23 protein-coding genes are annotated in these 24,675 nt (G+C 49.0%); 9 read left to right on the forward strand and 14 right to left on the reverse strand.

Annotated features, from left to right (window positions below; all coding sequences use genetic code 11):
• Positions 1-311: 311 nt before the first annotated feature.
• Positions 312-1,004, reverse strand: coding sequence for a DUF6977 family protein (locus K0H59_RS18705; protein WP_220054016.1), 693 nt, complete (start codon positions 1,002-1,004; stop codon positions 312-314).
• Entirely contained in the window at positions 997-1,647 is a 651-nt protein-coding gene (locus K0H59_RS18710) for a DarT ssDNA thymidine ADP-ribosyltransferase family protein (RefSeq protein WP_220054017.1), read from the reverse strand. Before K0H59_RS18710 ends, K0H59_RS18705 begins: the two co-directional genes overlap by 8 nt.
• A 710-nt stretch (positions 1,648-2,357) precedes the next feature.
• Between K0H59_RS18710 and K0H59_RS18715 the strand changes: the two genes are divergently transcribed.
• Both K0H59_RS18715 and K0H59_RS18720 read left to right on the forward strand, forming a co-directional pair.
• Positions 2,358-3,923, forward strand: a complete 1,566-nt coding sequence (locus tag K0H59_RS18715) for a cryptochrome/photolyase family protein (protein WP_220054018.1) — start codon at positions 2,358-2,360, stop codon at positions 3,921-3,923.
• Between the two features lie 26 nt (positions 3,924-3,949).
• Positions 3,950-4,660 (forward strand): SDR family oxidoreductase, encoded by a 711-nt coding sequence (locus K0H59_RS18720; RefSeq protein WP_220054019.1) that lies wholly within the window; start codon positions 3,950-3,952, stop codon positions 4,658-4,660.
• Between the two features lie 28 nt (positions 4,661-4,688).
• On the opposite strand, the gene K0H59_RS18725 is transcribed toward K0H59_RS18720, so the two are convergent.
• From K0H59_RS18725 to K0H59_RS18740, 4 genes are read right to left on the reverse strand one after another with little or no spacing between them, the layout of a single operon-like run.
• Positions 4,689-5,165, reverse strand: a complete 477-nt coding sequence (locus tag K0H59_RS18725; protein ID WP_220054020.1) for a hypothetical protein — start codon at positions 5,163-5,165, stop codon at positions 4,689-4,691.
• A gap of 31 nt (positions 5,166-5,196) precedes the next feature.
• Positions 5,197-5,748 (reverse strand): response regulator transcription factor, encoded by a 552-nt coding sequence (locus K0H59_RS18730; RefSeq protein WP_133182261.1) that lies wholly within the window; start codon positions 5,746-5,748, stop codon positions 5,197-5,199.
• The gene (locus K0H59_RS18735) at positions 5,745-7,034 is read right to left on the reverse strand and encodes an ATP-binding protein (protein ID WP_220054021.1); all 1,290 of its coding nucleotides are present in this window, start codon (positions 7,032-7,034) and stop codon (positions 5,745-5,747) included. Before K0H59_RS18735 ends, K0H59_RS18730 begins: the two co-directional genes overlap by 4 nt.
• Positions 7,027-7,956 carry an SDR family oxidoreductase gene (locus tag K0H59_RS18740; protein ID WP_220054022.1) on the reverse strand — a complete coding sequence of 310 codons (930 nt, stop codon included), beginning with the start codon at positions 7,954-7,956 and terminating at the stop codon, positions 7,027-7,029. The genes K0H59_RS18735 and K0H59_RS18740 overlap by 8 nt, the downstream gene beginning before the upstream one ends.
• A 180-nt stretch (positions 7,957-8,136) precedes the next feature.
• On the opposite strand from K0H59_RS18740, the gene K0H59_RS18745 reads away from it, so the two are divergent.
• Positions 8,137-9,984, forward strand: a complete 1,848-nt coding sequence (locus tag K0H59_RS18745) for an alkaline phosphatase D family protein (RefSeq protein WP_220055640.1) — start codon at positions 8,137-8,139, stop codon at positions 9,982-9,984.
• 1 nt (position 9,985) lies between these two features.
• On the opposite strand, the gene K0H59_RS18750 is transcribed toward K0H59_RS18745, so the two are convergent.
• The 4 genes from K0H59_RS18750 to K0H59_RS18765 form a co-directional block, all read right to left on the reverse strand.
• Complete coding sequence (locus K0H59_RS18750) at positions 9,986-10,351, reverse strand: hypothetical protein (RefSeq protein ID WP_220054023.1); 366 nt, start codon at positions 10,349-10,351, stop codon at positions 9,986-9,988.
• 147 nt (positions 10,352-10,498) lie between these two features.
• Complete coding sequence (locus K0H59_RS18755; RefSeq protein ID WP_220054024.1) at positions 10,499-11,416, reverse strand: pseudouridine synthase; 918 nt, start codon at positions 11,414-11,416, stop codon at positions 10,499-10,501.
• A gap of 52 nt (positions 11,417-11,468) precedes the next feature.
• Positions 11,469-12,044, reverse strand: coding sequence for an LON peptidase substrate-binding domain-containing protein (locus K0H59_RS18760; protein WP_011718472.1), 576 nt, complete (start codon positions 12,042-12,044; stop codon positions 11,469-11,471).
• Positions 12,045-12,187: 143 nt separating this feature from the next.
• The gene (locus tag K0H59_RS18765) at positions 12,188-13,243 is read right to left on the reverse strand and encodes an alpha/beta hydrolase (RefSeq protein ID WP_220054025.1); all 1,056 of its coding nucleotides are present in this window, start codon (positions 13,241-13,243) and stop codon (positions 12,188-12,190) included.
• 573 nt (positions 13,244-13,816) lie between these two features.
• Between K0H59_RS18765 and K0H59_RS18770 the strand changes: the two genes are divergently transcribed.
• From K0H59_RS18770 to K0H59_RS18785, 4 genes are all read left to right on the forward strand, one after another.
• The gene (locus tag K0H59_RS18770; protein ID WP_220054026.1) at positions 13,817-16,210 is read left to right on the forward strand and encodes a TonB-dependent siderophore receptor; all 2,394 of its coding nucleotides are present in this window, start codon (positions 13,817-13,819) and stop codon (positions 16,208-16,210) included.
• A 127-nt stretch (positions 16,211-16,337) separates the two neighbouring features.
• Positions 16,338-16,799 (forward strand): YhcH/YjgK/YiaL family protein, encoded by a 462-nt coding sequence (locus tag K0H59_RS18775; RefSeq protein WP_220054027.1) that lies wholly within the window; start codon positions 16,338-16,340, stop codon positions 16,797-16,799.
• Between the two features lie 143 nt (positions 16,800-16,942).
• A complete protein-coding gene (locus tag K0H59_RS18780; protein ID WP_011624271.1) occupies positions 16,943-17,863 on the forward strand; it encodes a manganese-dependent inorganic pyrophosphatase in 921 nt (306 codons plus the stop codon).
• A 168-nt stretch (positions 17,864-18,031) separates the two neighbouring features.
• Positions 18,032-18,643, forward strand: coding sequence for a DedA family protein (locus K0H59_RS18785; protein WP_220054028.1), 612 nt, complete (start codon positions 18,032-18,034; stop codon positions 18,641-18,643).
• Between the two features lie 15 nt (positions 18,644-18,658).
• Here the strand turns inward: K0H59_RS18785 and K0H59_RS18790 are convergent, their stop codons facing one another.
• From K0H59_RS18790 to K0H59_RS18805, 4 genes are all read right to left on the reverse strand, one after another.
• Positions 18,659-20,221, reverse strand: a complete 1,563-nt coding sequence (locus tag K0H59_RS18790) for a thioesterase (protein WP_220054029.1) — start codon at positions 20,219-20,221, stop codon at positions 18,659-18,661.
• Positions 20,222-20,360: 139 nt separating this feature from the next.
• Entirely contained in the window at positions 20,361-21,401 is a 1,041-nt protein-coding gene (locus tag K0H59_RS18795) for an MJ1255/VC2487 family glycosyltransferase (RefSeq protein WP_220054030.1), read from the reverse strand.
• A 73-nt stretch (positions 21,402-21,474) separates the two neighbouring features.
• Complete coding sequence (locus tag K0H59_RS18800) at positions 21,475-21,987, reverse strand: phosphatase PAP2 family protein (protein WP_220054031.1); 513 nt, start codon at positions 21,985-21,987, stop codon at positions 21,475-21,477.
• Between the two features lie 355 nt (positions 21,988-22,342).
• Positions 22,343-22,591, reverse strand: a complete 249-nt coding sequence (locus K0H59_RS18805; RefSeq protein ID WP_011073879.1) for a YgjV family protein — start codon at positions 22,589-22,591, stop codon at positions 22,343-22,345.
• 323 nt (positions 22,592-22,914) lie between these two features.
• On the opposite strand from K0H59_RS18805, the gene rraA reads away from it, so the two are divergent.
• Together rraA and K0H59_RS18815 are read left to right on the forward strand one after the other, a co-directional pair.
• Complete coding sequence (gene rraA, locus K0H59_RS18810; RefSeq protein ID WP_011624278.1) at positions 22,915-23,400, forward strand: ribonuclease E activity regulator RraA; 486 nt, start codon at positions 22,915-22,917, stop codon at positions 23,398-23,400.
• Between the two features lie 130 nt (positions 23,401-23,530).
• Positions 23,531-24,583 (forward strand): formimidoylglutamase, encoded by a 1,053-nt coding sequence (locus K0H59_RS18815; RefSeq protein ID WP_220054032.1) that lies wholly within the window; start codon positions 23,531-23,533, stop codon positions 24,581-24,583.
• The last annotated feature ends 92 nt before the right edge of the window (positions 24,584-24,675 follow it).

Raw genomic sequence — 24,675 nt, forward strand, 5'->3', positions numbered from 1 at the left:
CCCCTCACGGAGTTGAAAGCCCCTTGTGCTCATAGCCAAATTTGCTATCGCTTCCGAAGGATGCGTCCATGCACCTGCGAAAGCTAGCTCGCCATCCATGGCGAGACTCACGCAATTTGTCTATTCGCCCTGCGGCAACTCCGAGGGGATGGTGAACTCCTGTAACTGCTGTAACTTCTGTGTTGGCTGCAAATACCAAGAGAGTCATCGGTATTGCAAAATTTAACAATGGATGTCTAGATAAACTTAGTTGCTAACCCCCGAAGTGATCATATAAGTCAAGTTTTGCTGTTACTACACATAACCACAAACTAGAACATCTTATCCTGTACCGTCACGGTTCTTGCTTGATTAGCATAGTGCTCTCTCGTCAATTTTAAAAAATCTTTTGGTGACTTCAGAGCTTCTTCTAAAACACCATTTGCAACCAAGCTTTGATAGAGAGCAACAGAGTGTGCTTGGCAGTTGATGGATTTTTCTGGGTTAAACTCAATATCTGTAAAACCATCAAAACTTCTAACTTGCTCGCTCAGAACTGAATTTTGAACAAGAGCATTTATGTACAACCAATCATAGAAAAAGGTTCTAGGTTCGTTTGGATAGTCAATCCCAAAGAATTGGAATTTTACTAAATTTCCAGATTCTTTCAGTCTTATATCTCTCTTTGCTGATAGGGAGTCTTGTAAGAAAAGTTCAACGTACGGCCCACCTCTCTCAAAAACTTTACTCCCTTGAAACGCAGATTCTACTGTGAATGTCCTCTTATGCTTTTTAGTAGTGATCTTCAGATTGAAAGCACTTAACGCCACACCAAGGTCACATTCTGATTTACTAGATATTTCTAAAAGATTCTCGTAACCATGATGCATAGCCTCTCTATGAAGAGATTGAATTGACTTTTGCTTCTGCGAGACAGCAAAGCCTGAGTGCCACTTGAAATCAATAAGACTTTCTCGAACCCCTACTCGATCATGTAAAGCTATGAATACGGGTCTTTTAGCCATTGTAATGTATCCGTTGATAATCTCTTCTAGACAGGTATATCTGGTTTTCAGCATGCACCCAAGTTTGTCTGTTACCAACAACAGTTTGATACTGTGCTTGCGCCGCCTCAGAGGTGAAAACGATTCCAAATATTCTATCAGGGGGAATTGTACCTCTGACAAGTATTTCACCCTGTACGTCTGTAGGATCATTTAAATTTAAGTGTTGGTCTTCCCGAGACGCATGCCCCGGAATCTGTTCAAACATTGCTCTAAAAGATGCTGGTGTGCGGAGCGCATCTTCAGTCATACGCGTTATCACACTAGAAGCTGCGTTCGTCAGGCAAAATAAGGCATCTTGCTCCAACAATACCGTCGCAGTCACAGCCAAAACACACCAGCCTCCTAGAGGATTTTCTCTTCTTAGCTTGTTACGGTATTTAAAGAACATAGCATCATTTGGGTGATGGACAGACATAGACACAGTATCAGTGTGTCTATCTAACCTATGTTCATCATTACACCTAGCTGTTTCGTCCAATTCATCTCGTGGCCTTAGTCCATGCATTAAGATACTCTGCAAATTGTCTAATTGGGTAAAATGCAAAAGAATCTCAATCCCACGTTCGGTAAGTATCCTTCTAATCTCTTCTTCTCTATCCATAACAACAAGCTCCAACCATGCATCTTAAGCTAACAAGATAGTACATCAAACCTTTACAATCAATAAGTTAAAAGATAATAGTGAAAGATAAGATCGGCATTAACAGCCTATACCGAGACTACAGAAGTTCACCTACCCTTCGAAGTTGCTGAAGGACGTTGAAGACTCTTTATAAAAAGGATAGCGCGTGACGCAGTCAGGACGTCTGTGTAGCTTTCGGGGAAGGGGCGAATGAAAATCGGTGATTTTCGAGCTTATGAGCGAGAGGCAGGGACTGCCGAACTGGAATACTTTACATGGATGTAAAGCGGAACCATCGGAAGCGTTAGCGATTTTCGAATAAGCACGAAGCCACTAACCAATGCATGTAACTTCGCTAGGGTGAGTGCTGCAACGCAGCGATACGAACGAGAGCCATGGATGGCGAACTGGCAGTTAAACATGGACGTTGTTCGGCAAGCACTCTTGTTAATAAAGAGGCAAGAGGGAATTGCTGTTGATCCTCTCTTGGTCGGGTGTGGGGTGAAGCCCCACGACTTTGACTTTGACGTTGCTTTTAAAAAGCAATCAAACCGAGCTTAGATAAACCTCATTGGAAATCTCGACAAATACCCTACCTTGTGATCCTCACAGTTCCCAAATCCGTAATGTTCAGCAATATCCCATCGCGAAATGTGTAACCGCGACAGTCATTCACCAGAGTCCAGCTAATGCAATTACGGCAGCAATTACAGCACTTCCATACGGTTAGGCTGATTTTAGGCGATCAGCTAAACGCCCAGCATACTTGGTATCAGCAAGTCGATCCCGAGGTGCTGTATTTAATTGCAGAATTGCATCAAGAAAACACCTATGTGACGCATCATGTGCAAAAGATTTGCGCGTTCTTTAGTGCCATGGCGCAGTTTGCCAGCGAGCTTGGTGCTGCGGGGCATCAAGTGCGTTACCTCACCCTCGACGATACCCAAGACTTTGCCGATCTCAATGCATTGCTCCAACACTATGTCGCCGAAACCGGCGCGATTAAGTTTGAATATCAACGACCTGACGAATATCGACTCCTCGCGCAATTAAGCCAGTTGAAGTTTGCCAATGCCGTAGTGAATAGCGTCGATACCGAGCACTTTTTATTCCCCTTTGACGAAATTGATAGGGAGTTTCCCCAAGGGCAACACAGGCTGATGGAGCATTTTTACCGGCGCATGCGCAAAAGATTCAATATCTTAATAGCGGATGGAAAGCCCGTTGGTGGACAGTGGAATTTTGATACAAGCAACAGGCAAAAGCTCAAATCCCAAGATATCAAATCGCTCCCAACACCCTTGATGTTTGGCCACAATGTGCAAGATATTCTCGAGCGCCTTCAACGCCATGGGATTAATACTATGGGCAAGGCGGATACGCGTTTACTCTGGCCGATAAACCGCACACAAAGCCTCGAATTACTACAGTATTTTTGTGAGTACTGCCTACCAGCCTTTGGCCGCTTTCAAGATGCGATGACCCAGCAACATCCGGCGCAGTGGAGCCTGTACCATAGTCGGCTGTCCTTTAGCCTAAATGCTAAACTTATCAGCCCATTAGAAGTAATCAATGCGGTGATTGAGCACTATCATGCCAATCCTTTTATTGAGATAGCCCAGGTCGAAGGCTTTGTTCGGCAAATCCTCGGCTGGCGTGAGTATGTGCGCGGTATCTATTGGGCGAATATGCCCAACTACGCCAACATTAATGCCCTAGAGGCCACGCGCAAGCTGCCCGACTATTTTTGGCATGGCAAGACTCGAATGAATTGCCTGCGCCATGCTTTATCTCAGTCGCTCGATTACGCCTATGCCCATCATATTCAACGCTTAATGGTGATTGGCAACTTTTGTCTATTAACCGAAATCGCCCCCGATGAGGTGGATAAATGGTACTTAGGCGTATATGTGGATGCGATTGAGTGGGTCGAAATGCCCAACACTCGCGGCATGGCGCTATTCGCCGATGGCGGCATCGTCGGCACTAAACCCTATGCCGCAAGCGGCAGTTATATCAATAAAATGAGTGATTACTGTGGCAGTTGTCATTACAAGATAAAAGAACGTAGCGGCGCCCTCGCCTGCCCATTAAATAGCCTGTATTGGCGCTTTATGGATAAACACCGCGCACAACTCACCCATAATCCACGCATCGCCATGCTGTACCGCACTTGGGATAAAACCGATGAGGCGACAAGGCAGGCCATTCTGGCAACGGCCGAACAGCATCTCGCGCAACTTGAACGCCTATAAAGGCTTATTCGCATGGGAGAAACGCGATGAATATTTTAGTGTTAGGCGGTAGCGGCGGCATAGGTCACGCCATAGTGAATACGCTGCGCGAAACCTATCCTGAGGCCATAATTCATGCGACCTATAGACATCATCAGCCAGATACAGGGCGAGACGATGGCGTTATCTGGCATCAGCTGGATATCACCTTTGAGGAGGAGATTAAGCAACTGAGTCAAAACATTCCCCAGTTAGATTGGCTAATCAACTGTATTGGGATGCTGCACACCGAGGATAAGGGGCCAGAAAAAAGCGTGCAGGCAGTCGATGGGAATTTTTTCCTGCACAATATCAAGCTTAATACGCTGCCGAGTATGATGCTGGCAAAACACTTTGAACCGATGTTAAAACGCAGTGCGTCGGCAAGGTTTGCCGTGGTATCGGCCAAAGTCGGCAGCATTAGTGATAACAGATTAGGTGGTTGGCACAGCTATCGAGCCTCGAAAGCGGCGCTGAATATGCTCCTTAAAACGCTATCGATTGAATGGCAAAGAACGATGAAACACTGCGTGGTGCTAGCATTGCATCCCGGCACTACGGATACGCCATTATCCAAACCTTTTCAGCAGAACGTACCCAAACAAAAGCTGTTTACACCAGAGTACGTCGCCCAATGTTTGGTGAGTATTATCGCCAATGCCACACCAGCACAAACGGGCAGCTTTTTGGCCTACGATGGTACTGAGCTGCCTTGGTAGCGATACAAGCGCTTAGCACAGATACGGATTAACCTTGGCAAAAATAGGCATAATTGATTCGGCTGCCTTGCCCCCATACAGCCGTCCAAGTATTCACATCGCTCATATAGCCAAAGTGGATTGACTGCGATATATCGCATGATTCTTGAAAAGGCGCCTTGTTGTCATTAATAAATTGTACCGAAGCCACCAAAATATCACTGCATTCCTCATCGTCGGCAACTAACCAAATAAAGTCTTCGCGACAATCTTCCCTAGCAACCATCTCTTCAGGGGAATAGAAGTCCAGCTTTTGCTTGAGTCTTTGCCACTGCTCGGGCGAAACATTGCAAGAGATCGCTAGCTTATCAAGCACCCCAGCACCACCTGCCCAAAAGGATAAATCAAAGTCTAACTGCTGCGGATCGGGGGCAAAGCCCAATAGGTTTTCAATCACTTGCAAGCTTTTGGCTAAATCGGCATCGGGCCTGCGATAACGCACTTCAATACCATCATACTCATGCATGCGACGACTCCTTCCTTGGGCGAATTCTCGTTTACTTAAGCGGCCCGGTTTCACTCACAGGTTTCTTTAATAATTTACGTTGCAGGGTGCGACGGTGCATCCCCAGTTGGCGGGCGGTAGCCGACACATTGCCTTGATTGGCATTAAGCACTTGCTGAATATGCTCCCATTCTAGCCGTTTAGGGCTGAGCGGCGAGTCATCGATTTCATCTTCTGGCAGTGCGCTCGCCTGACTATTGACCTCGAAGGCCGCCAACAAGGTTTGGGTATCGACGGGTTTAGCAAGATAGTTATCGGCGCCGAGGCGAATCGCCTCTACCGCGGTAGCAATGCTGGCGTAGCCCGTTAGCAACACCATAATCACCTTAGGCAATAGGTTACGCAGGGGCACGATTAAGCTCAGGCCATTGGCCTCGGCCAGTTTCATATCCAGCAGGATATGGGTTGGGCAAAATTCCCGCGCCACCAGCAGCGCATTACTGGCATCGTGACTTAAGCGACATTCGAAACCATGGCGAGTCAATCGCCGCGCTAATACTCCCGCAAGCGCTTGATCATCTTCAATAATCAATAGCCGTTTCATAGCGCCTCCGTCGTCGTGGTCGATGCATTAGGCTGCAAGAGAGTAAAACGAATTTGCGCCACTGTGCCCCCTTGAGGATGATTAGCGAGGATCAACTCCGCCCCCAAACGCTCGAGGCTGGCATGGCTCAGCAGCAAGGCCACGCCTAAGCCTTTGGGGCTCTCGATTAATAAGGTCCCCAATTGTGGCAATAATGAGGGAGCGATACCCGCGCCATAATCACGGATCTGCAAATAGATCTGCCCTTCGCTCGGCGCGCTATCTAGGCTGATATCCACTTGGGCGACGCCCAAGGTTTCGGCGCTGGCGCGGGCGGCATTTTCAATCAAGGCCATAATGGCTGGGGTTAGGCTCATATCGGTTAAGATCTGTTGCTCTTCCAACTGCTTAGGGGCGCAGGTGATCAACCAATTGAGTTCGGTCTGCGGCATCAACAACTGGGTTTTCTGCTTTAATCCGGCCACCAGCTCGGTGATCTTTTGTGGCCGCTGACGGCGGTCGCGAATCGACTCAGTCGCCAGCCGAAGCTCGGTTAAGGTATGTTCACAGCGACCTAATGCGGTCTCCATTTCAACAACAGTAATCGAAGGTTCGGGTTGTTCGTCCCTTAATTCGTCGAGCAATAATCGCAGTGTCGATAGCGGCGTCGCCAATTGATGGGCCATTTGCGCAGAAACGGTGCCGAGCGCCAACAATTGCTCCTGCCGCAGTTGTCCTTCGCGCATATAGGCAAGCTGCGCATCCTGACGCCGCATGCGCTTGGCAATTAACGCCACACTCGTGGTCAACACCAGCGCCGAAATCACAAAGTTAAACCACATGCCGAGGTAGTGGGAGCTCATATCCATACCGTGGTGATGCATTTGCGACTCAGGCACGGTAAAAATCATCAGGCTATAGGCAAGCGTAGAGATCGCCGTTAGGCTCCAAGGCGCCCAAATCGGCAGAGTCACGGCGGCGAGCGCTATGGGTAATAGCAGTAAGGAGATAAACGCATTGGTCGCCCCGCCCGAAAAATACAGCCAAGAGATCCAAAACAAGGTATCGAGACTTAAGGCAATAAACAGGCCGCGCTCTTTCGCAAACAAGGGCTTACGTAATGCCAAGGTGAGCGACAAATACAACACCTCCAGTACAAACACATGCACTAGGGGCTCCATTTGCAAACTCAGGCCAAAGGTGTCGGCGGCAAATAACGTCAAACCGATTTGCAGCAATAAGCCTAAGGTTCTAAGCAGCGCCACTTGGTCGGCGGCTTGCAAATTTGTGCCTAAAATCTTAACCATGGTGATTCCTTAAACGACAGCCTACCGCCGCCAATGCCGCGCAGGATTGGCTAAGCGCCTGACTAAGCCCAGCCTTAAAATCAAGCTCAGAGTAAATCCCCTGCGCCGCTAAACGTCCACAACTTAAGGTGCAATTTTGCGGCCTTTTAGCGCTATCCATGGGGGTTTGCTCAGGAAGTAAATGCGCGCTATCTATCCCTAGCAGTTCACCTAAGCTGAGCAGCATTTGGTATTTAGTCATGGTTTGCGTGGCACTAAAATGGTAAATCCCTGACACATCGGCAGCATGTAACTGCCGCTGAATGAGCTTAGCAATGGCATTGGCAATATCCGCCGTCGATGTTGGCGCACGAATGGCCCAATGGTCGACCCGCTGTGGCCTGCTATCCAACAATTGATTGATGAGTACCAATACCGCAGACTCGCTCAGTTGAGTCACTTCACCGTAGAGGATAGGTAAGCGTAATACCGCAAAACCGCTGTCGGCGTTCAGCACACTGGTTTCGCCCTGCAGTTTAGACTCGCCATAAAAGTTGACCGGATTGGGCACGGCATCTTCGGCATAGGGCGGCGTTGTGCCATCAAACACATAGTCGGTAGAAATATACAGCAACCAAGCTTGCTGCGCCTTGGCGACCTCGGCTAAGGTTTGGCTGGCGCTGAGATTCAGCGCTAAAGCGTGCTCAGGCGAGCGCTCGGACACATCGGGGCGACGCTCGGCGGCGCAGTGTACTATCACCTCGGGCTGCTCACGGGCAATAAAAGCTTCAACCTCCGCGGCTTGGGTTAGATCGAGCCGATGAGTCCCCGCCTCGGCGCGGCTAAAACCTGTGGCAATCACCCTATGACCCGCAGCGGTTAACTGTTTGACGACCGCCCTGCCGAGTAATCCGGTTGCGCCCGTTACCATAATGTTTGCCATATTGCCCCGCGATCCTTAGCCATTCATTTGGCTCATAATTCTAAAAGCTTTTCATATTCAACGCACTTGTTTACTCTTATTTGCCTGTGCTTAACCGCATCGAGTTTGTACCACTTAACCCGATTAACGACCAAAAGGCTGAATTTGACTCAAGCACTTCCCCTCATTCTTGCAGGCCCCATGCTGCGCCACTGCGACGCCTCACACTTTACCCTCTGGTTTGTGAGCCGCGAGCCGTTAAGTGAATTACAGCTCACTTTAGGAGAGCAAAGTTACCCGTTAGCAGAGGAAGAAGTGCACTGTGTGCCACTCGGTCAGCATGCCTTCCAGTATTTACTTCGCCTGTCGCGCCCCAAACTGCTTACGCCCCAAACGGTTACCCAATATCGCGTCTCGGCCAAGGGGATTGATGACCTATTTAATAACGTCAAAGCGTTGAGTTATGGCGATGCTAACTCGCCCCATCTTTACCTTAGCCAAACACTGACACAGGTATGGCATGGCTCATGCCGCAATCCCCATCACCACAGTGAGGATGCTTTAGTCGCCGCCGATACCAAACTCGCCCAGCTTATCGATAAAGGTGCGAATGAGCGCCCAGCACTATTGATGCTCAGCGGCGATCAGGTCTATGTGGATGATGTGGCAGGCCCCATGCTATGCGCCATAGGTCAAGTGATTGAAAAACTGGGTTTGCACCATGAAGCCTTTCAGGGCGCCAATATTGCGGGAAGCGAAGTATTAAGTTATCGGCCAGAGCATTTATATTTACGCCATAAGAATCTGCTGCCACGCACCGAATATCCCGCCAAAACCGCGCTCTGGCGCTGGTATATCAATCATCCGATTTTTACTTCATCGATTGCCGAAAACCATTTAGTCAGTCTCAATGAGATGATAGCCCTGTATTTGCTGACTTGGTCACCCGAATTATGGGAGCTTATCGACTTACCCAATGAGGTTGAGGGACTCTCGGCGGCGAATCAGTTACGTTGGCAGCGCGAATGGCAAAATCTATTAGCCTTTAAGGCGGGGCTCAAACAGGTTAGGCGCCTGATGGCGCATATTCCCGTGTATATGATGTTCGATGACCATGATATCACCGACGATTGGAACCTTACCGCCAAGTGGGAGCAGGCGGCCTACGGCCATGCCTTTTCGAAGCGCATTATTGGTAATGCCTTGATTGCCTATACCTTATTCCAAGGTTTAGGCAACGCACCGAGCCAGTTTGATGCCGAGGTTCGGCCGTTGTTAGATGGCTTTTTCACTCGAGCTGCGCCAGACACTCAAGATGAATTAATCGATCTATTACTCAGATTTGAGCAATGGCATTACACCTTAGACACTTCGCCTAAGCTGGTCGTGTTAGATACCCGCACCCGCCGCTGGCGCAGTGAATCCAATCTCGCTAAACCCTCGGGGTTAATGGATTGGGAGGCCTTGATGGATTTACAACAAGCGCTACTCGGCCAATCTAAGGTGATTATCGTCTCCCCTGCGCCCATGTTTGGGGTCAAGGTGATTGAAGCCGTGCAACGCATGGCGACGCTAATGGGTGCCTCGCTGCTGGTCGATGCCGAAAACTGGATGGCACATCCGGGCGCCGCCAATGCCCTGCTGAGTATCTTTATGCACCGCAAGACTCCGGAGCAATTTGTGATCCTCTCGGGGGATGTGCACTACTCCTTCGCCTATGACATCAGCATTCGCTTTCGTCGTAGCAGCCCGAATATTTATCAAATTACCTGTAGCGGGATTAAAAACCAGTTCCCCGAAAAACTACTGCCGTTTTTCGATAAGCTCAATGGCTGGCTTTACGGCCACTTCTCGCCGTTAAACCTCTTCACTAAACGTAAGCGCATGTCGCTGCGCGGTCGGCGCCCTAATGGCGAGCGTAGCAAACGTTTAGTCAACCAAAGTGGGATAGGAATATTGGCGTTAGCTGAAGATGGCGAACCGACAAAAATTGCGGTTTTACATGGGGATATGACCGAGACTCGGTTCGAACCACCGAGGCAGGAATAGCTTAAACTGGGTTGTGTTTTGCCGCTTCAGCGCTAGTTGCACCCGCACCTGAATCCGCTGGTTTAGCGGTGGCTTCTTGGTTAGGCAAGCTCTGTTTAAATAGCTGGGACTCAAGGCGTTTTTGCGGCGTTGCATCATCACGCATCTGGTCCCAAACGCCCTTGGGCTGTAACGACACATCGGTTTGATTGTCAGCATCCTGCATCGCCTCAGCACTCGGTTTCTTCGGCTCGATCACCGCGCTGGCTTTACGGATTTCCGTCGTCAGCTCTTGCACATAGGGATGCTTAGTCCAGCCGCCAAAATACATGGCGCCCAGCAACACCGCGGCACAGAGTAAAATTGAAACGATTGCAGATTTGGTCATTCTATTGAGTTCCTCAAACAATCAGTGTCAGACTCCTTACAGCTCATGAGCATAACAGAGTCTGTATTCTTACCATTGAGGAGGAACTCACACAATCATCTAGCAGCACCCTAGGTTTTCCACTGTGGCAATAATGCTTTCCGCTGATTAAAGCGTTAATCCATCACATTCAATATCGTGCGAGCGATTACTGATTGGATCGATAAAACGTAATCGCTGCGCCAAAAGTTGTAGCGGCTTGCTAAAATCATCCGGCCCTTTAGGGTATAAGGTCGGATAAAAGCGGTCATTTAACAATGGCATACCAAGGCTTTGCATATGGACCCGCAGCTGGTGCGTCTTACCCGTAATCGGGCTTAACTCGAATAAACCAAACTCCCCATGAATCGCCACTAAGCTGATTTCAGAGTGCGTATTTGCCTCACCTTCGACTATCTTCATGGTGAAACTGGGCTCACTGCGTTGCATGCGATTTTTCACCGTCCAATGCAGTGGCAAGGTTAATTCGCCACTGACATATTGCGCCATAATCTCTGGGGTGAGTTTGGCAATCGCTTGATAATCTTTACGGATCGCATCATCGATAAATAGCTGATGATAAATATGCCGCGTCTCGGGGCGAGTCGTCATCAGGATAACGCCTGCGGTTTCCCGGTCTAACCTATGGGCAGGGGCGATAGTGTCTATCCCAGTACTTAAGCGCAACCTGTGTACTAGGCACTCATTGACATAATCGCCGCTCGGGGTAACGGGTAAAAAATGCGGTTTGTAGGCCAAGATAAGATTGTCATCTTGAAACAAAATCGGCGACGCGAAGGGGACTTGGGCTTCGACTGGGACTTCACGGTAGTAATAGGCCCTCGCCGTCGGGCGATAGGGAGTATCCAACCCAATTAAGCTGCCGTCTTGCCAATGCACTTTGCCATCGAGGATCCGCTGGCGCCAAACAGCTTCGCCAATATGGGCATAATGCTCGATCAAAAAAGCAAATACGGTTGGTTTATCAACCACTTCTAAGGGAAGCACTACAAAGGAAGGTTGGGCGGCACGGGCGGTTTGAGTCATAGAAACAACTAGCGGCGATAATGAGCCGCTATTTTAGCCTCTGTGTGGTTTTTCAGTCCACATGGGACTTGATGAGTTGCAGGACAAAATCCATGGTTTTGTGGCAGTCGGGTTGATTCACCAACACTAGCTTATCGCGATTATACATGGGCAACACTTCTAACCAACGTTGGCTCACCCAAGCCGCATCCTCTAAATGCACTTGGGAATACAGCTCCAGCAAGTCAGGATTGACCTCGTAGAATTGCTCTAGGGCGGCACTAATCAGCTCGAACTCCCCTTCTATCGGCTCTTCTTGCCAATTTTGGCAGGGCAAAGTGCGGGACATCCACAGCTTATCTTTCGTCTGTGCCGCCGAGAGAATACTGACTCTTTGGCGCCCCTCTAACACTATGCTGAGGGAGTCATCTTCCAGCTGATTAAAATCGATGATGTCACACTGAGTGGCAGTGGGATAACAGGGCGGAGTCCCACTGGGTTTCATCGCCGCAAAGGCCAAATCGTATTTGCCTTTTAACACATCCGCGACCATGCGTAATTGACCCGGCTCTACCACGCGAACCTCAATCCTTCCCTGTGGCAGCAACAAGGCATCGCGCATAATTAACGCCATTTCTCGTGTTTGCATAGCAACCTCCTGCCCACTCATAGAAGGAAGCGCTCAAAAACTAGCCGCATCCCTTATTAGTTTAGAGTGTAGCAGGAGAAATAATTTCCTTCCTAAAGTCGCTGACAGCAAAAAAGAATTTAGGCTTGCTTGCCACTCTCGCCTTACAGCGGCGCTAAGTGTTCGGTGATATTTCCTTTTTCATACACCTCGGCAAATTCATCGGCTAAGCGCTCGCTCAAGGCAACAGAGCGGCGCCAATACTGCATCCGCTGCGCCGTATCCAATTGCTTAAAGTCTTCACGGTCGGGCACTTTACCAAAGGGTAGCGAAGCCACAAATTCCGCCGAAGGCGCCAGTATCAAAGCATTATGGTAATTGGTGCGTGCACGGCGCCAGGTTAAGGATTTATCGAACCATCCAGGGCTCATATGGGGATAAAAATGCGGATACAAGGTCAGCCCCGTGGCATGGGATAAGGGCAAATCGAAGTGGTAGTCGGTGATGCCACCATCATAGTATTGCCCTGTAGCAACGCCCTCAATTTGAGACACAGGTGCGAGCACTAGGGGAATCGATCCCGTCGCTAACATCACTGAATTCATATTGGTTTCGGTGAGCTTTGCCTGCTGGCTGGGTAAATCCGCAAGTTGCTTAAAGGGCGATGATGCCACTTGCTGACTAAAAACCACTCGCTCGAAATGCCAACCCAAGGTTGTGCGGCTAATGAGGTTGGTCGCGGCCGTCATCGCTAGCCCTGCTGCCAAGGGCAATTTATGGCTAAGGCGATTGATATGTTTAGCCCGGCATGCAATCAAGTGACTGTGAATAAAGGGATGATTCACTATCTCGCGCCCGCCCGTCTCGCCGAGAATGCCTTGAACTATGCCCTTCACCTGCTCGCTCACTTCCTGCGGTGTCGGTATAGTTTCATACCGCTGGCCAATATAGTAATCCTCTAAACGTCCGTAGGCTTGTAGTGGATCCTGCTGCGCCAAACAGGCTAATCGCCACGCCCCCGACGACGCCCCTAAGGTATAAAGCGGTGTCTTGCGCTGCTTAAAGAATTCGGTGAAGAGATACTTATCAAGACCCGCAATCCCTAACCATTTGGGTCCACCGGATGCAGCCAATAGTTGTGTAAAAGCATCGGAATGCAGACCTTGTTTCCTGATAATGTTAAAGGCCGTAGGACCTGCGAGAAAGCGTAATGCGGGCAAAACTTAACTCCTTAAAGAGCCTCAAACCTGAGGTTTAACGCCATTAAAACACAGTCGCCAAGCGCGATAAACCTTCAACATGCCTAGGGCGTGTTGACGTTTCAGGGTTATTTTTGCAGCAATTTGGCTGGCGTTTATGCAAGGCAAAGTCCGTGCTGTGTAGTTATTCTACATAAACGGACGATAACGCAGCAGAAACATCAGCCAAATGCTGCCCGAAGGGTTCGTCTGGCAAGCACTTGCTCTTTGTCACTCGTCATTTGAGTAGAATAACTACACATCATTCCTCGTTTCGCGAGCACGTGCTTGCCAGAACGAACAAAATCTAATCTCGAAACGTCAACACGCCCTAGTGAATCTAGATGATTTTATTCACTTAGCCCATCACATTCAAAGTGGCGACATATTCGACTGGCTTTAAAGAATTATCTAGAACAGTAAGCTCTGAGTTAGTACTTTTCTGTCTAGATGTAACAATTGTTACAGTGATAACCTTCACCCTATCGAATTGTTACTTTCGTTGGTTCAATGTTTTCGTTCCAGCCTAAAGGTTACTCCACATTGAGAGGTTTTATGCGTCCAGCCGTTATCGCATTAGCAGTATCTTCAACTTTGGTTTTTCCTGTCGTACACGCAGAAGAACAGGCCAGCAGCTTTGAGAAAATTGAAGTCGTCGGCTCGCGGATCGCCCTGCGCACCGCAACCGACAGCGTTGCCCCCGTCGATATCATTACCGCGGAGCAACTCGAATCAACCGGTATGACCGAAACGGCTAAGGCGCTACAATTTGCCGCGCCAAGTTACAGCTTCCCCTTCTCATCGGTAACCGATGGCTCAGATGCGGTGCGCCCTGCTAGCTTACGCGGCCTGTCGCCAGACCACACACTAGTACTGGTAAACGGTAAACGCCGCCATGGTTCGGCGCTGGTACATTTAAGCGGCACTGTCGGCAAGGGCTCATCTAACGTCGATTTGAACGCGATCCCGATGACATCGATTAAACGCATTGAAATCCTGCGTGATGGCGCCTCGGCGCAATACGGCTCAGATGCGATTGCTGGCGTTATCAACGTAGTCTTAAAAGATAACGACCAAGGCGGTAGTGTATCGGCTCAAGCGGGCCAAACCTATCTGGGTGACGGTGAACAATGGCGCGTTGGTGTTAACCACGGGATCAGCCTAAACAACGACGGTTTTGTGAATATTGGCGTCGAAGCTCACCATAAAGACAGCACCAACCGCGCAGGCTTAGATCCTCGCCAACAATATCCTAAGCTGCCAGACGGTTCGGATGATCCGCGCGAAGCAACATTCAACCGCAAGAGTCACCAAGTGGGCGACGCCGAATACGATAACTTAGGCTTATTTATCAACGCGGCGCAGCCTTTCTCAAACGACAGCAAACTCTATGCCTTTGGTGGCATTAGCCAGCGTGAAACCAAATCCGGCGCATTTTATCGCCGCGCGCTCGATGCCCGTAACTTGACCGAGCTGTATCCCGACGGCTTTTTACCGCAGATCAATCCTAAGATCATCGATTCATCCTTAGTCCTAGGCTATGAGTTCACCCTCGGTGAATGGAATATCGATACCTCAGCGGGCTATGGCGGAAACTCTTTCGAATACAACATTGTAAACACCCTAAACGCATCACTCGGCCCAGATAGCCCGACGGAATTCGATGCGGGCACACTGTCCACCAGCGAAGCAAACCTGAATATCGATGCCTCGCGCTACTATAACTTTGCCAATGATTCAGAGATCTTAGTGGCAACGGGTGTCTCTTGGCGCCAAAACGGTTATCAGATTGAGGCGGGCGAACCGGGTTCTTATATCAATGGCGGTTATGATAACCGTGCAGCAGGCAGCCAAGGCTTCACTGGCTTTACGCCTGAATCAGAAGTCGATGAAACTCGCGACAATACCGGTGTTTATGTTGAGCTTGAAAACCAATTAACCACAGAGTTTTATTGGGCGGCGGCGCTGCGTTACGAAAACTATTCTGACTTTGGCGGCAACACCAGCTGGAAGCTCGCAGGCCGTTACGACTTCACCGACCATTTAGCCCTGCGCGGCACAGTGAACACAGGCTTTAGAGCGCCGAGCGTACAACAACTGTACTTCAGCAATATCTCGACCCTGTTTAATCCTGATCCGACTACGGGCCAGTTAGTGCCAACAGAATCAGGCACTTTCAACACCTTATCGCCAGTGACTAAGGCGCTAGGCATTAACGAGCTCGACCCAGAGCTGTCGCAATCCTTCAGCTTAGGCTTGGTGTACACCAATGATACGGGCCTAGCCCTAACCTTGGATGCCTATCAGATTTCAATCGATGACAGGATTATCCTCTCAAGCTCAGTGACGCCAAACGACTCACCGGCTGTTGCGGCGGCGCTAGCCAATACCAATGCAGAATCGGCGCGCTTCTTTATTAACGCCGTCGATACTCGTACTCGCGGTGTTGATTTAGTGGTGAGCCAAGATTTTGATCTCGGCAACTGGGGCGATTTACGCGCCAACCTGGCATACGCCTATAACAAAACTGAAATCCAAGATATTCATTTCCCTGAAATTTTGGACGGACTCGGCCCTAAACTCTTCGATAATATCGAACAAACCCGCATGACCTCGGCCACGCCGCACAATACGGGTAACCTAGGTCTGACCCATGAATTAGGTGACTTTAAGACGAACATTCGCCTCAGCTATTTCGGCGATTACACTGTGGGTTACTCAACGGGTGATGTGAATTACAGCGACCAATGGGTGATGGATTTATCCGTGCGCTACGCCGCAACCGATGCCTTAAGCTTCACTGCTGGCGTACAAAACTTGTTTGATGTGTATCCTGAAAAACGCCCTGATGACAATAACTTCAATGGTATTTTCGTCTATCCATTAACCAACACACCGTTTGGATTTAATGGGGGATACTACTTCCTCGAGGCCAAGTACACTTATTAAGCCGCAAACAATGAAAACAGGCCATTTATGGCCTGTTTTTTTATGTCTATCGCTTATGTTCTAACGGCGGTGAACTGATTATAATCTTTACAATTCACTCATTTACTTACGCCATATCGAGTACCCCATGATTGTCGATACCTTAGCTAATGGCCATATTTATCAATCACTCAGCCCACGCATTGCCACGGCATTAGCACATCTTGCCAGCACTGACTTTAGCCAATTGCCTGTTGGCAATTATCCCCTCGATGGCGAGGATATTTTCGTAATAGTCAACGATTACCACACCAAGCCACAATCGACCGAACCCTTTGAAGTACATCAAAAATACATCGATGTGCAGTATGTGGTCAGCGGCGAAGAAGAGTTTGGCTATCTACCATTGGCCGACCAGACACCCTCAAAACCTTATTTCGAAAAGCACGATTACGCCGAGTTCGATTACGAGTCGAATAAAGCCAACGCCTCCTACATTCAACTAAAGGCGGGTATGTTCGCATTATTTTTCCCCGGCGATATGCATATGCCCGGCACGAGTGATACACCGACAGCGGTGCGTAAAGTTGTGATTAAAGTGAAGATCTAACAGCTGTGTGAATAATGACCACAGCCAGCGGTCGGTTTTTAGTGGAATAGCGACTTAAGGGCGCAGTGATATGCGCTTTGGCTATTTCCGAATCGGGCGAAATATTGTTAAAATTGCCACAAATTTAAAGGAGAGTCCCTGAAATGCCTATGTACGTTGTCGGTCACAAGATCCCCGATTCTGATTCAATCTGCGGTGCTATCGCGTTAGCTTATTTAAAAAACCAAATCGGTGAAGAAGCCGTTGCCGCACGTTTAGGTGAATTATCACCCGAAACCGCTTTCATTCTGGAGCGTTTTGGCTTTGAAGCACCAGAATACAAAACCAGCTATGCTGGCGAGCAGGTCTACATTGTTGACCACTCAGAACTAACTCAAGCACCGGACGATATCGCTCAAGCGACTATCGTAGGTATCGTTGATCACCACAAATTAGGCGATCTGACGACTGATACGCCTTTAGAGTGCTGGATCCGCCCAGTAGGTTGCAGCAACACAGTGATCAAGATGATGTACGACTTCCACCAAGTTGCCATCCCTAAAAATATCGCTGGCATCATGATGTGCGCCATCCTGAGCGACACAGTGATCTTCAAATCACCTACTTGCACCACAGCTGACATTCGCTGCGTTGAAGCCTTGGCCGAAATCGCTGGCGTTGAAGACTTTAAAGCCCTGGGCATGGAAATGTTCAAAGTGAAATCTGCCGTTGAAGGCACGCCAGCACGCGATCTCGTGATGCGCGACTTTAAAGACTTCAACATGAACGGTAACTTAGTGGGTATCGGCCAGTTAGAAGTGATTGATCTGTCAGTATTTGATTCAATCAAAGCCGAGCTGGAAGCCGATATCAAAGCCCTGAAGGTTGAAGGCAACCGTCACAGCGTATTATTACTGCTGACCGATATTATGAAAGAAGGCTCAGAGCTGTTAGTGGTTTCTGACGATGCCGATCTGGTTAACCGTGCCTACGGTAAAACCCCAGTCGATGGCAAAGTATGGTTAGACGGCGTATTAAGCCGTAAGAAACAAGTTGTGCCACAACTGCAGGCCGCTTTCGCTTAAGCAACCATTTAGTTGTAATACATAAAAAGCCGAACTCAGTTCGGCTTTTTTGTGCCTTCGATTTAGTCACCACCATAAAATCAGCATGAAACTTTACTCATAAAGCTATCCTAAATTTGGCTACGCCGAGTAAGATGGGATGATTCATTCTCGCACTCTGTTTTAATCATGCCAGAAGCCTTACAACACCTAATCACCGAAATGACACCTTGGTTGCAGCAATACGGTTATCTACTGCTCTTTGTGGCCATTGCCGTCGAGGGATTTGGAATTCCAGCACCGGGACAATCCTTACTGATTGTTGCCAGTTTATTGGCCGCGACGGGGCAAATGTCGCTGCCATTAGTCCTCATCGTTGCCTGCGCCGCTGCTCTAAGTGGCAACAGTTTAGGCTATTTTATTGGTCGCCGCTTCGGCGAGGTATTGCTGCGAAAAGGTTGGATAAAGCCGCAGCTTGAGGACAAGATCCACTGTGTGATTGGCCAATATGGCATTGCAGCATTAGTGCTCAGCCGCTTTGTCGAAGGGCTTAAGCAGTTTATGTTTATTGGCTGTGGGCTAGCCAAAATGCCCTTTAAGCAATTCGTGATGGGAAACCTACTCGCCACCAGCATTTGGGTAACGCTTTTTGGCTTAGGTCCAGTATTCATCCGCGATGAAATCGCCCCAATACTCGCGTTTTATCATCAACATAAATACCCTACATGGGCGATCGTTAGCCTGCTTTTAGTCCTTTTACTTCATTTTAGTTGGCGTAAATGGCAGGTTAAACATCAGTAAGGCGAATACGATCCTTTACTCAGTCTTGACCTTAGGTTGAGGCTGAGTCGGCTCATTCGACGGAGTCTCGTTAGCAGTATTTTTCTGAAGTTGAGGTTCGGCATTGATTATTGATTGCTTGTCCGTGGACTCTGTTACCTCTTGTTTGGTCTTATCACCAACTTCACTCGGTTTACCCTCCGTCGCTTGCGGCTGTGTTTGTTCATCGGCTTGTGGCGGCACTACAGGGGAATGCTCCTCAATCAGTGTTTGCTTCTCTGGCGCCTCTTGTGAATCTGTTGAATCTTGTGGCTTAGGTTGTTCGCCTTCAGGTAGCGGCTCGACTAGCACCATGGGTTCTGCTGGGGCACTTGTTTGCGTATCCGAAGTGCTAGCCGCTTCCGAATCGGGCGCCAACGTGGCTAAATCTTCATTAGCAGGGCTTTCGACCGCATGTTTAGGCAGTTGATTTCGATATAAATCAATCATACCCATGACTTCGGATAGCGCCTTGGCGTGGTCAGGCGTTAAGATCCCATTATGCCCAGAAACAATTTCATCGGACACGGCCAGCACCCATACTGCCTGCATATTGGCGTCGGGACAGGTTTGCACGCTGCGCCGCGCCTGCAGGCGAGCACGGATTTTCCAGCCCGAATGCGGCAAGGTCATCATACAACCTGGAATTTGATCGTGAGCCATTAATGCCGAAGGCATCTTCATCGGGGTCGAACAATTACCGCCGGAACATTTATCGATGTCGTGGGTAATTGCCCAAGAGTTGCCCAGCGCCCGCTCGCCGTCCTTGATGTAATTAAAGGCCTCTTTTACCGCAAAATCGCCCTTAGATTGCAGCACCACCATACTCGGTTTTTGCCCATCTAAGCTCATCAGAGTATCAAGTGGTTTAAAATCCTGCGCCGGCGCGGCGGGGTTTAACAGTAAGAAAAGATTAGGATTATCCTGCTCATTATCGATGGCTGCCTTGATTCTATCTTTACTGGCGTGCAGCACCACTAAGCCGCCAAGGCTGTGACCAATCACGGTATAACGCAGTAATTGATGTTCAGCCACTAACCCATCCAGCTTATCCAGCAATTGCGATAGCCCGGTTTGCCCTATGCGTTTGGCCACGGCTTTACGCTGTAAAATGGTCGGAAAATCCAGCGGCTCAATCCAACTGGTGGCATCCTCTGAGCCATCGAGCCAAAAGGGGTCCAGCTTGTCGCCTCGCCAGCCTATGTATAAACCCAATAGGTTACGCTGGGAGTCGGATGCCGCCATCTGCTGATAAAACTGCTCGAACGCGACAAAGTTTTCGTCCGTCGGATTTGCGCTGTGGTGCCAGCCGTGGACAAATATCAGCAGTTCGGGAGCCGTGCCATTATTGGGTTGTAAAATCCGCGCCTTGAGCCCTTGCCATTGTCCATCGTTGTGTGGCTGACCTTGATCGTTAAATTCAATCACATGCAGATTTTGCGTAGCAATATCAGGGCCGGGAATGTGATAGGCTTGGTCAGGAATAAAAGGAAGCAAAATACCGAGGGACAACAACATTAAAAACAGTAGCTTGTACTGCGTAAACTTCTTAAGGCTCATTTATGACAACTAAATTGTGGCCAGACTAGGCCAATATAGACACGCTGCTGGGGCTAACAGCAAAATTGGCCAAATTATACGCTAACCCCAAATTTCCAGCTAGAGCCGACGACGCCTTTTATCATCATGCTTACTCGAGTTAGCGCCAGGTGTCGGGCAGCTTCACTTGGCTCCAAAGGTCATCGCACAATGACGCGGTATGTTGCCACTGACCGCCGCAAATCCATTTCACTAAGGCATCGCCTACCTGTGGATAGGCGATTGGACTTGGCGATGCCGCCTTGAGCCAACGTTTGACCACGCCCGTATCCAGACTCATCATACTGTCACCCGCGCCCAATAATTGGAGCGCGGCCACATTCGACAACTGTTCAAATTGACCAATCAGCGGCTTGACCAACAACTTCTTACCTAAGGTCAGCGCCTCGCTCGCCAACTCAAATCCCGCATTACCAATCACCCCACCGCAGCTCGCTAAGTGCTGTTTAAATCCGTCACGGTTAAAACCATGCCATTGAATATGGTCGGCAAGCGATGCTGTCGGCTGCTTAGCGTGATACACCAAGAATTGATAATCCGTAAAAGGCTTAAAAAATGCGGCGATCGCATCCGCCTCTTCGAAGGGTAAATACACCAGAATTTGATGGGTATGTTCAATCGGGCTGGCATCGACTTCAACAAAGGGAGGTAGGATCGGAAAACCAAAATGATGCCAATGACACCCCAGTGCCACATCGACCGGCGCAAAGTAGTTGAGTAGTAACTCATTAAACCAAGTGCTTCCCAACTTAGGCACAGGATGCGTCAAGGCCGCTTGATGACTTATCCCAATAGAAGGGACGCCTTGGCGCCTCGCCGCCCATGCAGATACGGGTTCAAAATCATTCAGTACTAGGTCGTAGCAACTCAAATCCAATGCTTGGATATCCTTAAGCAATGATAAAGAGCAATTCTGTCTTACCGTTTGTGGCACATTCACCCGCCCAGAGTGGGTTGCAAAGGTCATTCCCGCCTGTACGCGATACTCCCCAAAACACTCCATATCGAAAAATTGCTCAGGCTTACGCCCCGAAAACAAAAAGTCGACTTGAATATTGTGCTCAATTAAGGCTTTTGCCATCACTCGAGCACGACTTAGGTGGCCATTCCCTGTGCCTTGAACTCCGTAGAGTATTCGCATTACTTATCCTTTAATTGTGAATGAAAGAGTGGTGAATCAAGGAGATATCCAACGAATAAGCGCCTGATTTGGGTTAAATCACGGGATGTACCAGCAGCACAGCCCCTGTGCCTAACAGGGCGCCGGCAACAATATCTGAAGGGTAATGCACCCCAAGTACAATGCGTGAGGCACCAATACAGAGCGCCCACAGGTAAGCAAGAGGCGCAGCCACGGGATACACCTGCGCCACACTCGTGGCCATCACAAAGGCGGCCGCCGTGTGGCCCGAAGGTAGGCTGAATCTGTCTGAAGGTTCGAATCCCTTCTCAAACCCAACCAAGGCGTGACAGGGCCGAGTGCGGCGAATGCTATTTTTGAGTAATAAGTACAGCGGTAATTCAACCAAAAAACTCGCCAACAGCAGATTGAACAGGCTCTGTCCTTGGGAGTGTGTCAGCATCAACCCGACGGCAAGGTACAGATACACATGCCCATCTCCAGTTGCCGATATCCGCTTCGCCCAATCATAAACACCGTGACGTTGGCTCAAACCCACAATGCGATAAAACATGCGCTTATCTAAGTCTGTAATGTAACTCAACATAAAACAGGCTCCTTGCTGGCATGCCAGCGAGTATCATGGCGATGTTAATGAGTGCATTCTCTCGACAGCCGTTAGCGTCTGCATGTTTTAACGCCCTGTCAGACGACTATTTCACGATAGAACCCCACGCTAAACCCTATGGCGACTTAAACAGATATTGCTTAAGTACTCAGTGTTAAGGTGAGACTAAGAACTGCCGATGACGGCAAAGTGACATCCGGCCTAAAGTTTTATGACATTCGCGCAGAGGAAATGAATCGCAAGGGATGAAGTAATGACGACAAAGATAGGAAAACGTGCAGGGAGATATAGTGCTGCCCTGATGCTAAGCTCGGGCAACACTGTCGGAAAACCTTCAAGCGACGGCTTGTTCCAACGCTTTGGCGCGATAAATTTTCGTCAGATGATAGATATTGATACAAGCTACGAAAGCGTTCATACCTGCAACTGGCCAGGCTGAAATAAATACGCCGTAGATAACAAACAGGGTACAACCGACAAAGTTTAACCATCTTAACCAGATGATGTTCTTCATCATAAGTGAAATTGCCACCATCACTGAGGCAAAATAACCAATAATTTCAATTGTGTTTACAGCTTCCATAGGCACCTCTCGAAGGCCCTCTACCGTCCATAAGCGTACCGGGGGGTCCTTGCCCCTAAAGCAAATTAAGTTAAGTAAGTTAATTTAAACTTGGGATATAATACCAAAACACGCAACAGAGTTGTAATAAAAAACCGTTATTTAATGACCGATATCAAGTTTTGAGGACAAACCCCTGTTAAGTGACGAAAGTTTACAACAGAAGTGTTAACCCCCAAGTGCAACAATACCGTGATTGATAACACTTTTCTTTTCAGTAATCCCTTTTATACTGGCGTAAACTCGCTAAACTGTACGCAACGCGGATCAATAGGAGTGTAAATATGGAATACAACACCTCAGAACTATGTGACATGTACTTAGATGTCGTAGATGTAGTCGAGCCCATGTTCAGTAACTACGGTGGTTGTAGCTCTTTTGGCGGTTCTATCAGCACAATTAAGTGCTTTGAAGACAACGGCCTAATCACCGAGGTCTTACAAGAAGATGGCCAAGGTAAAGTCTTACTGGTTGACGGTGGTGGCTCATTACGCCGCGCCCTGATCGATGCTTCTATCGCTGAAATCGCAGTCAACAACAACTGGGAAGGCATTATCGTTTACGGTTCAGTACGCGATGTGGATGCACTGGAAGAGTTAGATATCGGCATTCAAGCCCTGGCCTCAATTCCAGTGGGTGCCGATGGCAATTCTGTGGGCGAAGTGGAAATTCCGGTCAACTTTGGCGGCGTAACCTTCCTCCCAGGCGATCATATCTATGCCGATAATACTGGCATTATCCTGTCGCCAGAACCACTCGACATTGAGTAATGACAAATTGCTTATCAAGAAAGCCAGCTAAGCTGGCTTTTTTATTGGCTGTTTTTCGCTAAGTCCCATTGAATATTCGTCCTTGGGTACGCCACAATATCCCAGTCCCTACCGATAAGAATACGAATCCATGTCTGAATTTATTCCATTTACTCAAGCCGATGTCGCCAGCTTAGTGAGCCCAAGAGCGGGTGAAACCAAAATTGGCCAATGTGTGCATTTGGCCAATCACGAACATCCGCTCGAGGCGATACTCGCCACAGCCAAAGCCCACGGGGCGCAATTTGCCATTTTAGGTGTTGGGGAAGATATCGGCCCTCGAGCTAACCTAGGTCGAGGCGGCGCCACCGATGCCTTTACCACCAGCATGCGCCAATGGTTGAATTTACAATCGAATCGTTTTCTTTCGGGCGCCGAATGCCTGATTTTAGGGCAAGTTCATACGGCGGATCTGCAATTACAGGCGCAGGATGGCGAAGGCGCAAGCCTACCCCATCTACGCCAGGCGGTTGAGCAACTCGATGAACGGGTGATTAGCATCGTTAGCGCCATACAAGCGGCTGGACTTGAACCCATACTGATTGGCGGCGGTCACAACAATGCCTACGGTCTGTTAATGGCGACTTCGGCCCATTATCAACGCCAAGTTGCCGCGGTGAATTTAGATCCGCACAGTGATTTCCGTCTACTCGAAGGGCGCCACAGCGGTAATGGCTTTAGTTATGCAGCCGATCGCGGCGCGCTGGGTTATTACCATGTGCTCGGTTTACACGAGCTCAAAAACAGCGAGGCAAATTTACAGCAACTGTCTGACTTTGGTGGCACTTGGCATAGCCTGCAACAGATTTGGATTCGTCGCGAAGTGAGCCTCGCTGAGGCGCTACAGGAGATTGCCGGCAAACTCAATCACACCGCCCTGCCCGTTGGATTAGAGCTCGATGTCGATGCCATAGCAAAAATGCCCAGCAGCGCCTCAACGGCGGCGGGCATTCCGCTGCTCGATGCCGCGCACTATATCAGTTACATCGCCAGCCATTGTCCCTGTGCTTATTTGCACTTAGCCGAAGCCGCGCCGAGCTGCCATGAGGCGGGAATTGAAGCCGGATTTAGGGATGTCGGCCAGAGTATCAGCGAGTTAATCTATGCCTATGTGCAGGCAAGGCGTCATTTTTTAGCCCAATAGCATGTTAAGCTTGCGCCCTTGTGGGCGCTAAGCTATTCACCAAATCCTGATATTGTGGTCTAATGCCAATCCATTTTATCGGGTCGGCGCAC

The organism is Shewanella sp. FJAT-51649, assembly GCF_019457435.1.
Classification (GTDB): domain Bacteria; phylum Pseudomonadota; class Gammaproteobacteria; order Enterobacterales; family Shewanellaceae; genus Shewanella; species Shewanella mangrovisoli.

Excerpts from the sequence above, each read along its gene's own strand:
- K0H59_RS18705 (WP_220054016.1), bottom strand. The coding sequence starts at position 1,004 with ATGGCTAAAAGACCCGTATTCATAGCTTTACATGATCGAGTAGGGGTT.
- K0H59_RS18710 (WP_220054017.1), bottom strand. The coding sequence starts at position 1,647 with ATGGATAGAGAAGAAGAGATTAGAAGGATACTTACCGAACGTGGGATT.
- K0H59_RS18715 (WP_220054018.1), top strand. The coding sequence starts at position 2,358 with ATGCAATTACGGCAGCAATTACAGCACTTCCATACGGTTAGGCTGATT.
- K0H59_RS18720 (WP_220054019.1), top strand. The coding sequence starts at position 3,950 with ATGAATATTTTAGTGTTAGGCGGTAGCGGCGGCATAGGTCACGCCATA.
- K0H59_RS18725 (WP_220054020.1), bottom strand. The coding sequence starts at position 5,165 with ATGCATGAGTATGATGGTATTGAAGTGCGTTATCGCAGGCCCGATGCC.
- K0H59_RS18730 (WP_133182261.1), bottom strand. The coding sequence starts at position 5,748 with ATGAAACGGCTATTGATTATTGAAGATGATCAAGCGCTTGCGGGAGTA.
- K0H59_RS18735 (WP_220054021.1), bottom strand. The coding sequence starts at position 7,034 with ATGGTTAAGATTTTAGGCACAAATTTGCAAGCCGCCGACCAAGTGGCG.
- K0H59_RS18740 (WP_220054022.1), bottom strand. The coding sequence starts at position 7,956 with ATGGCAAACATTATGGTAACGGGCGCAACCGGATTACTCGGCAGGGCG.
- K0H59_RS18745 (WP_220055640.1), top strand. The coding sequence starts at position 8,137 with ATGCTGCGCCACTGCGACGCCTCACACTTTACCCTCTGGTTTGTGAGC.
- K0H59_RS18750 (WP_220054023.1), bottom strand. The coding sequence starts at position 10,351 with ATGACCAAATCTGCAATCGTTTCAATTTTACTCTGTGCCGCGGTGTTG.
- K0H59_RS18755 (WP_220054024.1), bottom strand. The coding sequence starts at position 11,416 with ATGACTCAAACCGCCCGTGCCGCCCAACCTTCCTTTGTAGTGCTTCCC.
- K0H59_RS18760 (WP_011718472.1), bottom strand. The coding sequence starts at position 12,044 with ATGCAAACACGAGAAATGGCGTTAATTATGCGCGATGCCTTGTTGCTG.
- K0H59_RS18770 (WP_220054026.1), top strand. The coding sequence starts at position 13,817 with ATGCGTCCAGCCGTTATCGCATTAGCAGTATCTTCAACTTTGGTTTTT.
- K0H59_RS18775 (WP_220054027.1), top strand. The coding sequence starts at position 16,338 with ATGATTGTCGATACCTTAGCTAATGGCCATATTTATCAATCACTCAGC.
- K0H59_RS18780 (WP_011624271.1), top strand. The coding sequence starts at position 16,943 with ATGCCTATGTACGTTGTCGGTCACAAGATCCCCGATTCTGATTCAATC.
- K0H59_RS18785 (WP_220054028.1), top strand. The coding sequence starts at position 18,032 with ATGCCAGAAGCCTTACAACACCTAATCACCGAAATGACACCTTGGTTG.
- K0H59_RS18790 (WP_220054029.1), bottom strand. The coding sequence starts at position 20,221 with ATGAGCCTTAAGAAGTTTACGCAGTACAAGCTACTGTTTTTAATGTTG.
- K0H59_RS18795 (WP_220054030.1), bottom strand. The coding sequence starts at position 21,401 with ATGCGAATACTCTACGGAGTTCAAGGCACAGGGAATGGCCACCTAAGT.
- K0H59_RS18800 (WP_220054031.1), bottom strand. The coding sequence starts at position 21,987 with ATGTTGAGTTACATTACAGACTTAGATAAGCGCATGTTTTATCGCATT.
- K0H59_RS18805 (WP_011073879.1), bottom strand. The coding sequence starts at position 22,591 with ATGGAAGCTGTAAACACAATTGAAATTATTGGTTATTTTGCCTCAGTG.
- rraA (WP_011624278.1), top strand. The coding sequence starts at position 22,915 with ATGGAATACAACACCTCAGAACTATGTGACATGTACTTAGATGTCGTA.
- K0H59_RS18815 (WP_220054032.1), top strand. The coding sequence starts at position 23,531 with ATGTCTGAATTTATTCCATTTACTCAAGCCGATGTCGCCAGCTTAGTG.